Origin of the sequence: Streptomyces sp. N35, assembly GCF_016464295.1 — a bacterium.
Classification (GTDB): Bacteria; Actinomycetota; Actinomycetes; order Streptomycetales; family Streptomycetaceae; genus Streptomyces.
Genome location: NZ_JAEIMH010000156.1, coordinates 1 through 9,781, shown reverse-complemented (window position 1 = coordinate 9,781; position 9,781 = coordinate 1). Strand labels below are relative to the sequence as shown.

Here is a 9,781-nt window from a genome sequence, read left to right as displayed (position 1 = left end):
TGGCTCGAATCGCTCCGCGATTCGGCCTGAGGAATTCGCTCCGCGAATTCCTCAGTGAAATCTGCTCCGCAGATTTCACTGAGGCGCAGCGAGAGGGGTGGGGCTCCCCTGTCTGTGACAGTTCGTCAATTTTGTTGTGCGGTAAAGGATTTAATGAGTCTGTCGTTACGCTGCGAATCCGATGGATGATACATACTCGTACTGTCTCCATTGGGAGCCGAGGTCCACAATCGAATCCACCCAGGCGTCGTCCAGGGCGCCGATGTCGTTGGCGGCCCAAGCGCGGATGATGGTGTCCCACTGACGAATGTTCAGAGTGCGGTACTCCAGCACACGTTGGAACCTGCGGTCGACCTGAGACTGGTTGAACGGGTGGATCTCTACTCGAGTCCCGCCCCGGCTGTTGAGGCGTTGCAGGAGGTAGCGGGCCACGTTCTGCCGACGCACCGTGCGATAGGCCGCCTCGATCTTCTCCAGGTTCGCTCTGGAGGGCTTTCGGCGTCCTAGCTGCCAGGCTTTCAGGGTGCGTTCGGTGACGGTCAGGCCGGCCTCACGTGCCGCCTAGCGGGCATGCGGAGTCCTGGTCAGATAGTTCAACCGTGCCATCAGGCCGCGCCGTTGAAGGATCGGGGTGGCGATGAAACTGGCGAGCTGGTTCAACTGTCGTGCGATAGCATCACTGCCTTTGACGCCGCGAGCACCGTGCTTCCCGAACTCATGTGTCCTGTCCGGCATTCAATCCACCCCCATCTCTGTCGTATTCTACTTTTCTCCCATGCTATCCCAACTGGCATGATTTTATTGCCTTTTAGGGCCATCCGAGAATGGGTGTTCTGATGATTTCGCGTGTGTAGACGCTGCTGGACGGATCAACCGCCTTGCTCAGATTTGCTCTAGCAATGAATAAGGAGTGTGTCAGGTGGTCGCAGACATGACCTTGGTCTCTTCCGCCGTGTCAGGCCTACTCGTTACTAGCTGTCAGTGCATGGGGCGTTCTCTCCCGGTGCAGCAGTTAGGGCCGTGAGGGTGCGCTGGTGTCGGTGTGCGTGCACGCGAACCTGGTCGGCGAGGTGGACATCTGCGGACTATGCAGCCAAATTCAGGCTACTGAGTTGATCGACCAGCCGGTGGATGTCGCCGGCTCGACCGCGTCCCGCTTGAGCTCCTCCGAATACCGGCGTGCAGCCATTGGAGACCTCCTCCTCGAACCCCACGATCCGATCTTCAAGAGATGTCTGCAAACGGGTTAAATCCCAGGCCTTCTGACGCACCGCCCCTAGGCTCTGGGCATAGACGACCATTCAGTCGACCGCTCATACAGGCGAGGACGTTCACTTGCACCGAGCTGGGAAATTGCGCCCGTGCCCCGACAGTGCCGGTAGTTGAGTGATGAGTACGGGTACTTATGGCACCCGAGTGCGGCAGCGAGACGATGACAGGCGTGTGGCTGTGGGTGGACATCGGCATTGCCTGGGCGCTGCTGCCTGCCGACGCCGTGCTCGTCGGGTGGCTGCTTGTGCGTACCGTGTTCCAGGGGTACGACTTCGGATCGAGCGGTCCCAAGACGTACAGGGCAGCAGCGCGCCGGGGAGCTCTCCTCGCCGGCGGCACGCTAGCAGCCGGGCTGGCCTTGTTGGTGGTTCTGGACCTGTGGATCGCCGGCGCCATCCATACGGTCATCGTGCTCCCGGGAGTGCTGTGGTTGTCTGCTGGGGCTCGCTCGAATCCGGAGCGGCGCTCAAGGTGTGCAGGGCGCAGGAGCCCGACGGTGCACGGCACCGGCTCACGCCCTCGAGAGTGGACGGTCCATTTGGCGCCACCGCCTCCACCACCCCCTCCCGGGCTGGCTGGCAGCGGCACATGGTTGGTTGCCAAGCTGACGACAGCGAGAGAGTTTCGCCTTGGTGCCGGCTCCGTTCAAGTCTTCGCATACGACGCGGATTCAGACGGAGGTCCTGGCCCATCGATGGGCCAGGACCTGGCTGAGTACCTCGCCGTCGCGTGCGACGCTCCGGGGGTCGGCGCGTCCGAGAACGGCAGTGTGGCCGTCATCGTCGTCGTTCTGCCACGAGAGGAGGGCGACGACAGCGCACAGTGCGACCATGTAGCTGAGGCGACGCTCTACGCATCGCGAGGGCGTCTGACAGTTGGGGGCTGCAGGAACGGGGTCCCGGGCAAGACCACCTTCGAGTGGCCGCCCGGCTGGACTCGCATCCGTATGTCCCGCACTACCCCCGACCGACCAGGCGACGCACGCATGGATTGCGACGTGAGCTCTCAGGTGGTGGCTGTGCTCCGTATCGAGGTCTGGCCCGCACCAGAGCCGGGGGCCGGCTACGTCGATGTCAGCTCTTCGGGCCCGTAGTTCTCGCAGGACGTGCAGTCGAGGTGCAGTAGGTGGAGCCAGCAAGGCCGGCCCGCGCCGCGACTCTGGGGCAGTAGGTGGGCGCGCAGGATCAGTAGGTGGGTGATGCGGTAGCTGATCAGTATCGTGGACAGAGTCACCTTCGGCGGCAACATCATTGAGACGGGTGCCAACTCTTTGCCGTCTGTCTCACGTTCGTGCTCGGCAGGCGGCTTCGGCGGCACTCTGACCTGAACAGATGCGGAGCTCATGGGCGCAGGGACAGCAGAATCCGACGCTTCCATAGGTTGATGGCGGCGACCTCCACCGTGACCTCGTCGCCAACCTGCAGGGCGCCAGCAGTACGGGCTTCGAGGTCATGCATCGGGACCAGGCCCGCGCGGTACTCATTGATGCGGACGAACGCTCCGATGCTCACCAGCTTCTCCACGCGACCTGTGACGACACGACCGAGCTGGGTGCGAGCGAACTCTGGAAATGGGTCTGGATGGAGGGCCTTGAGGGACAGTGCACACTGCTCCCGGTCCAGGTCGACACCCAGGACGACAACGGTCACCTCCTGGCCGATCTCCACGACGTCCGACACGGCCTCGAAGTGGGCCCAGGTCAGCTCGGCCACGTTCACCAGGCCGTCCAGACCCCCGATGTCGACGAACGCACCGAACCCCTCGACCGCGGAAACGACGCCTCTGCAGACCTGGCCCTCCTCCAACTCCTCCAGCAGCGCCCGGCGAACCTGCTCTCTGGACGCCTCCGTCATTCCCACCTCTTTCTGAGCCGCCAAGACTGTCACCCCCAGACCTCCTAGGCGAAAGAGATCGAATCCCCGGCAGGCGGGGCCAAGACTCATTGCCGATCAAGGTCCGGCAGGCTGCGTTGGCTGGCCCGGAGCAGTACACGGGCGTCGCCACTTCCAGTCGGTGTCCATCGCTGATGGTCGATGTCCATCAGGAGATGGCGTCAGGTCATGGCGCCCTCCCCTCAGGGCCGTTGGGCGCCGGGATCGTATGGACCAGCGTGGCCTGGCAGGTGGCTTGGGTGTCAGGGGGTGTCGGCGTCCCGGAAAGGCGTTCGCCGCCTGCCGTCTGACCTCTCCTGTTGAGGGGTGGGACTATGGAAAAGTCGATCTTGGTCGAGTCCGTCAGGTACTCCGCTGTGTGCCAGGGATGCGGTGCCGAGGCAGAGTGGTGCGGTGTTCAGGCGCTGGTGGGTGAGGCGCTGCGGTGGGATGTTGAGTCGACGTGTCAGGCTTGTGGGTTTGCCCTGGCTGTCTGTGGCAGTGACCTGCCGGAGGAGTTGCGGGGCCGGCTGCTCTGCGAGCACGGACGGGCAAGGTTGCTGATAGCCCCGTCGACGGGGAAGGCCGCCGTGATGCGGGTGCTGCGGGCGGAACTCGGCGTCGGCCTGGGCGGCGTCCGGGCCGTGCTGGAGCAGGTCCTGACCGGGCAGTACGCGGGGACCATGCCCGAGATGGAGTTCCTGGCCCGGAAGCTGCGGGCGTCAGGCATCGAAGCGGCCGTTTCACGGACGGCGGATTGAGTGGGCGTTCCGGACGGAACGGCTCGGTTCGGTTCGGTAAGGACGGTCTGCCGGCCTCGGGCGGCAGACCGTCGAGGTTGGTAGGGCAAGGATCAGCCGGCCTTGGCTTCCTGCTCGGCGCGGGCTCGGGTGCTGGCCAGGCGGTAGGAGGCTGTGCCGGTTTCGATGATGGTGCCGTTGGAGGTGAGGTCCGCTTGTCGACGGGTTTGCCGTGGGGTGGGTCGAAGCTGAGGTGGCCGATTGATCAGGTCGTGGAGCAGGGCCGGTAGCAGAGCTGGCCGGGCGCTGGCATATCCGGGTGGGGAGGCACCTGGGTATGGCGGCGCCCGGGTGGGGCGGCGCCGGGTTATGGCTCGGGGCCGATGGTCGTGGGGCTGTCAGTTGGATGTGGTGGTTTCGGGGGCGTCCGCCGGGGTGTCCATGCGTAGCCACCGGTAGCCGTATGGGGGCAGGTCGATGGGGAACAGGCCGTCCTCGGCTGCCTGGAGAGCGGTGTGTTGTTCGTCGAGTAGGTCGGTCAACTGTGCGCCGGGGGCGGTCTCGGCCAGGTCCAGTCGTATGGTGTGGGGCTGGTTGGCGAAGTTGTGTACGGCCAGTACGGCGGCGTCACCGGCGCGGCAGATGTGTGCCAGCACGGCGTCCTGGCCGGTGGTGAGGACACGATGGTTGCCCCAGGCCAGTTCGGGGGTCTCCCGGTAGCGGTCGATGAACAGGCGCATGCGGCTCAGTAGGGAGGCGGCGTCGCGGCTCTGTGTGTAGACGTTGATGTTCTGGGGGCCGAACGCGCCGTCGACCAGCGGGTTGGGGAAGGTGTCCGGCTCGGCGGTGGAGAACCCGGCGGCCTTCTGCGGGGTCCACTGCATGGGGGTGCGTACGGCCTGGCGGCCGTGTGCGGCCAGGTTCTCGCCCATGCCGAGTTCTTCGCCGTAGAAGAGCACGGGGGTGCCCGGCAGGGTGAACAGCAGGCTGTAGGCCAGTTCGATACGGCGGCGGTCGCCGTCGACCATGGGCGGGAGGCGGCGGCGCAGCCCGCGGTCGTAGAGCTGCATGTCCTTGTCCGGGCCGAAGGCCGCGAACACTTCGGCGCGTTCGTTGTCGCTGAGTTTGTCGAGGGTGAGTTCGTCGTGGTTGCGTACGAACGTGGCCCAGTGGGCGTCGCGGGGTGGTTCGGGGCGCTCGCGCAGTGCGGTGGCCAGCGGCCTGGCGTCGTGGCGTGCCATCGAGAGGTACATCTGCTGCATCGCGATGAAGTCGAAGCACATGGTGAGTTCGTCGCCGCGGTCCGAGGAGGGGTCGCCGAAGAAGCGGGTGGTGTCGTTGTAGGGCAGGTTGACCTCGCCGAGCAGGACCGATTCGCCGTTGCGGCGGCCGAGGAAGGCGCGCAGGTCGGCGAGGTACTCGTGTGGGTCGGGCAGTTGTTTCGCGTCGGTCTGTCCGTCGGTCTCCAGCAGGAAGGGCACGGCGTCGACCCGGAAGCCGGACAGGCCGAGCTGGGTCCAGAAGCCCATGATGCGGGTGATCTCGTCACGGACCTCGGGGTGGGCGACGTTGAGGTCGGGCTGCTGTTTGTAGAAGCGGTGCAGGTAGTACTGGCCGCTGCCCTGGTCGTACTCCCACAGGCTGTCCTCCGCGTCGGGGAAGACCACGCCCTTGGGGCCGTCGTTGGGGGGCTCGTCCTTCCACACGTACCAGTCGCGGTGGGCGGAGTGGCGGCTCGAGCGGGCGTCCTTGAACCAGGGGTGGTGCTCGGAGGTGTGGTTGACGACGAGGTCGGCGATCACGCGGATGCCGCGGTCGCGTGCGGTGCGGACGAACTCGGTGAAGTCGCCGAGGGTGCCCAGGCGCTCGTCCACGCCGTAGAAGTCGGTGATGTCGTAGCCGTCGTCGCGTTCGCGCGTGGGGTAGAAGGGCATCAGCCATACGCAGGTCACGCCGAGGCGCACCAGGTGGTCGATGCGCTGGGTGAGTCCGGGGAAGTCTCCGATGCCGTCGCCGTTGCCGTCCTGGTAGGTCTCGACGTCCAGGCAGTACACCACCGCGTTCTTCCACCACAGGTCGGATGTGCGGGTCAGACGCATCGGTACTCCTTGGCCGTGGCGGGGATCGGGCGACTCATGTCCAGTTGCGGCAGTACCTCGGCGCCGAACGCGTCGATGAACGCGGCCTGTTCACGGCCCACGTGGTGCAGCATCACCGCGTCGAAGCCCAAGTCGGCGTACTCCTGGAGCCGGGCGGCGTGCCAGGCGAGGTCGCTGGAGACATCGACCGTGCGCGCGACCTGCTCGGGGGTGACGTGTTCGCTGACGATGTCGAACAGCTGGGCGGAGTCGAGGTCCCAACTGGCCGGCGGGGCGTGCACGTTGGTGCGCCACTGGTCGTGCGCGAGGGCGAGCGCCTCGGCCTCGTCGGGTGCCCAGCTCAGGTGCACCTGGAGGTTCAGGGGCCCGCGGCCGCCCGCGTCCCGGTAGGCGCCGATGATCTCGCGCAGGCGTTCGCGCGGGGCGTTGACCGTGATCAGTCCGTCTGCCCACTGCGCGCACCAGGCCGCGGTGGTGGTGCTGCACGCGGCGCCTATCAGGGGCGGTTCTTCGGGCGGCAGCGTCCACAGCCGGGCCCGGTCCACGCTCACCAGCCCGTCGTGGCTGACCTCCTCGCCCCGTAGCAGCGCCCGGATGATCTCCACGCACTCGAGGAGCCGCGCGGAGCGGATGTCCTTGCGGGGCCACCCCGCGCCGGTGATGTGTTCGTTGGAGGCCTCTCCGGTGCCCAGCGCGGTCCAGAACCGGCCCGGGTACATGGCCGCGAGGGTGGCGATCGCCTGGGCGACGACGGCGGGGTGGTAGCGCTGGCCGGGCGCGTTCACCACACCGAACGGCACCTGGGCGGTGGCCTGGAGAGCGGCTCCGAGCCAGGACCAGGCGAAGCCGGACTCCCCCTGCCGCACGCTCCACGGCGAGAAGTGGTCCGAGCACATGGCGGCTGTGAAACCCGCCTGCTCCGCGCGCACCACGGCAGCGAGCAGATCCGCGGGCGGAACCTGCTCGTGCGAGGCGTGTAATCCGTAGACAGTCATGGCAGCCGACTACCCCTCAGGTGGTCCCTCAACGGGTGCCGTGCCCAGGGGTGTTGGCGCCGCCTCGACTGGTGCGCCGCACTCTGTGCGGGGCGGGGTTGAAGGGGCACGAGAGGCTTGGGGAGGCTGGCGGCTCGGGAAGGCTGAGGGCTCAGGAGGCTGAGGGCTCGGGAAGGCTGAGGGCTCAGGAAGGCTGAGGGCTCAGGAAGGCTGAGGGCTCGGGGGGGGTTCGGGAGGTGCCCTCGAAGGACGCCACCCAAAAGCGGCCCCGACAAGCCCACCCCAGCCCGAGCCGTCCGTACCGCGCGCCGCCCGCCGGGTCGGCCCTGAGCGCCGGGGCCGGGGGCTTTGTGTCGACCGTTTGACGTTCAACGGCTCGATCATCGAGACCTGCATCGACTCCTACCGCCTGGCCCACACCAAAGCCCGGGCCGAGGCAGGCTGAGGAGCCGCTACCTGCGTCAGAACGAAGCTGCCGCACGGCGTGCATTCCCGGGCGTGGACACGAGGCAGGGACCGAGCTGGCATATCGGCTGCTCACCGGCAGATGTGTGATCACCTTTGGTGGTGACGGACAGTCCACATGTGAAGGGGCGCTGGCTGGCGCTGGGTGTCCTGGTCCTCGGTGTGCTGCTGGTGACGGTCGATGCGACGGTGCTGGGTTTGGCGGCGCCCTTCCTCGCCGAGGATCTTGAGGCGTCCGGTACGCAGCTGGTGTGGATCGGTGACATCTATCCGCTGGTCATGGCCGGACTGCTGGTGTCGATGGGCAGTCTCAGCGACCGGATCGGCCGCAAGAAGCTGCTGCTCATCGGTGCCTCCCTGTTCGGCCTGGTCTCGCTCCTGAACGCGTATGCCACCAGTGCGGAGATGATGATCGCGGCTCGGGCGCTGCTGGGAGTGGCCGGGGCGACGCTGATGCCGCTCACCTTGGGGCTGCTGCGGAACATCTTCCACGACCCGCGCGAGCGCAGCTTCGCGCTGGGCGTGTGGGGAGCCGCCGCCTCGGCGGGCAACGCCGCAGGCCCTCTGGTGGGCGGTCTGCTGCTTGAGCACTTCTGGTGGGGCTCGGTCTTTTTGATCAACCTGCCGGTGACAGCGATTCTGGTGATCGTCGGCACCAAGGTGCTGCCCGAGTCGCGGGATCCGAACCCGGGCCCGTGGGACCTGCTCAGCGTGGCGGTGTCCTTGATCGGCATCATCTGCGTGGTCTACGCCGTGAAGGAACAACTGGTGTACGGGTACGGCCCGCACGTCGCGGCGGCGGCAGTGGTGGGTGCGGTGTGCCTGGGCTGGTTCGTCCGCCGGCAGTACACGCTCGCCTCCCCGCTGCTGGACCTGCGCCTGTTTCGCGCACGCGGTGTCCTCGGCTCGGTCCTGGCGAACGGGCTGGCCACCATGGGCCTGGCCGGACTGCTGTTCTTCCTCCCGCAGTTCCTGCAACTGGTGCAGATGCGCTCGCCGTTGAACGCCGGCTTCATGGCCCTGCCCGCCGCCGTCGGCACCATCATCACCGGACTGCTCGCGGGCCGCATCGCCCGCCGCATCCCGGTACGCGCCGCGGTGGGCGCGGGGCTGACCATGGTCGGACTCGCCCTGACCGCCTGCACCTTCCTGCACGCCGCCACACCCACCGCGTGGCTGTGCCTGGCCCTGTTCTGCGCCGGAGCCGGCGGCGGGCTGGCCTTCACCGTGACCGCGGACGTCATCCTCACCGCCGCCCCCAAAGAACAAGCGAGCGCCGCCGCAGCCGTGTCCGAGACCTCCTTCACGCTCGGCGAGGCACTGGGCATCGCCCTGTTCGGATCCGTCGTCACCACCATCTACCTGGACTTCACCATGCCCGCCGGCATCCCGGCCGATGCCGCATCCGCCGCCCGCGACTCTCTCGGCGCAGCCGTCGAAGCAGCCGCACACCTGCCCCACGCGCAGGCGCAAGCCCTCCTCAAGACGGCGCAGGACGCCTTCACCCACGGCTTCGAAACCGCAGCCGCACTCGCGGCCACCGTACTGTTCGCCACCGCAGCCACCATCTGGTTCATGCTGCGCGGACAACGACTCGAAGACGACATCAAAAACCACCGCGACTGAGCACGGGAAAGCCCTCAACGACTCCCGAACACACCGTCAAACGACTCCCGATCAGACCCTCATAGCCATGGCGCTGCCGACTGTTGGCCGGCCGGAGCCTGTTCCGATACTGAAGTCAGAAGGCCGATACGGAAGTCAGACGGCCATGCCGTAGACGATGGTGAACACGGTGCCGAGCGAGCCGATGATGAACACGCCAGTAAGGCCGGCCACAATCAGGCCCTTGCCCTGCTCGGCGCTGAAGGTGTCCCGCAGGGCGGTAGCACCGATCCGTTGCTTCGCCGCGCCCCAGATAGCGATGGCCAGACAGATCAGGATGGCCAGCGCCATCACCACTTGGATCATGGTCTTGGCCTCGGATCCGAGGGTGCCGAACGGGCCCCAGTCAGGGGCAATGCCGCCGATGATCGTGGTGATGTCGCCCTTCTCGGCCGCGAGCCTCATGCGGCGCCCCCTTCACTCCCGTATGTCCTCACGGCCCTACAGCCGGCACAGCAACTCGCCCACCGGCACACCGTTCGCCTGATGCGATTCCCTCAGCCACCCGGGCAACAGTCAAGGCCACAGCCGGACACCAGAATGGCCCCGAGGTCAGTCCCGGCCGGCCGTGGCACCGGCAGCATCAACCAACGCCTCAACACCTTGTGGCAACACCTCAACACCTTGTGGCAACAGATGACTCGACGCCCCCGTCGCCTTCTCCCCCCTTGCCG

The 9,781-nt window shown here is 66.7% G+C and carries 6 protein-coding genes and 3 pseudogenes; 3 read left to right on the top strand and 6 right to left on the bottom strand.

Annotation, left to right across the window (positions count from 1 at the left end; all coding sequences use genetic code 11):
- Positions 1-165: 165 nt before the first annotated feature.
- Positions 166-735 (bottom strand): annotated as a pseudogene (locus tag JAO81_RS40870) (transcriptional regulator).
- 1,877 nt (positions 736-2,612) lie between these two features.
- The gene (locus JAO81_RS40865; protein ID WP_199553084.1) at positions 2,613-3,158 is read right to left on the bottom strand and encodes a S1 RNA-binding domain-containing protein; all 546 of its coding nucleotides are present in this window, start codon (positions 3,156-3,158) and stop codon (positions 2,613-2,615) included.
- A gap of 542 nt (positions 3,159-3,700) precedes the next feature.
- On the opposite strand from JAO81_RS40865, the gene JAO81_RS43230 reads away from it, so the two are divergent.
- Entirely contained in the window at positions 3,701-3,904 is a 204-nt protein-coding gene (locus tag JAO81_RS43230; protein WP_233416626.1) for a hypothetical protein, read from the top strand.
- A 92-nt stretch (positions 3,905-3,996) separates the two neighbouring features.
- Here JAO81_RS43230 and JAO81_RS43225 read toward each other — a convergent pair.
- The 3 genes and pseudogenes from JAO81_RS43225 to JAO81_RS40850 all read right to left on the bottom strand — a co-directional run.
- Positions 3,997-4,092, bottom strand: a pseudogene (locus JAO81_RS43225) (ATPase); the annotation flags it as partial.
- Positions 4,093-4,281: 189 nt separating this feature from the next.
- Positions 4,282-5,982, bottom strand: a complete 1,701-nt coding sequence (locus tag JAO81_RS40855; RefSeq protein WP_199553082.1) for an alpha-amylase family protein — start codon at positions 5,980-5,982, stop codon at positions 4,282-4,284.
- Entirely contained in the window at positions 5,973-6,977 is a 1,005-nt protein-coding gene (locus JAO81_RS40850; RefSeq protein ID WP_199553081.1) for a TIGR03885 family FMN-dependent LLM class oxidoreductase, read from the bottom strand. Before JAO81_RS40850 ends, JAO81_RS40855 begins: the two co-directional genes overlap by 10 nt.
- A gap of 352 nt (positions 6,978-7,329) precedes the next feature.
- On the opposite strand from JAO81_RS40850, the pseudogene JAO81_RS43220 reads away from it, so the two are divergent.
- Together JAO81_RS43220 and JAO81_RS40845 are read left to right on the top strand one after the other, a co-directional pair.
- Positions 7,330-7,422: pseudogene (locus JAO81_RS43220) on the top strand (AAA family ATPase); the annotation flags it as partial.
- 122 nt (positions 7,423-7,544) lie between these two features.
- Entirely contained in the window at positions 7,545-9,068 is a 1,524-nt protein-coding gene (locus JAO81_RS40845) for an MFS transporter (protein WP_307814217.1), read from the top strand.
- Between the two features lie 135 nt (positions 9,069-9,203).
- Here JAO81_RS40845 and JAO81_RS40840 read toward each other — a convergent pair whose 3' ends face one another.
- Positions 9,204-9,512 (bottom strand): hypothetical protein, encoded by a 309-nt coding sequence (locus JAO81_RS40840; RefSeq protein ID WP_199553079.1) that lies wholly within the window; start codon positions 9,510-9,512, stop codon positions 9,204-9,206.
- Between the last annotated feature and the right edge of the window lie 269 nt (positions 9,513-9,781).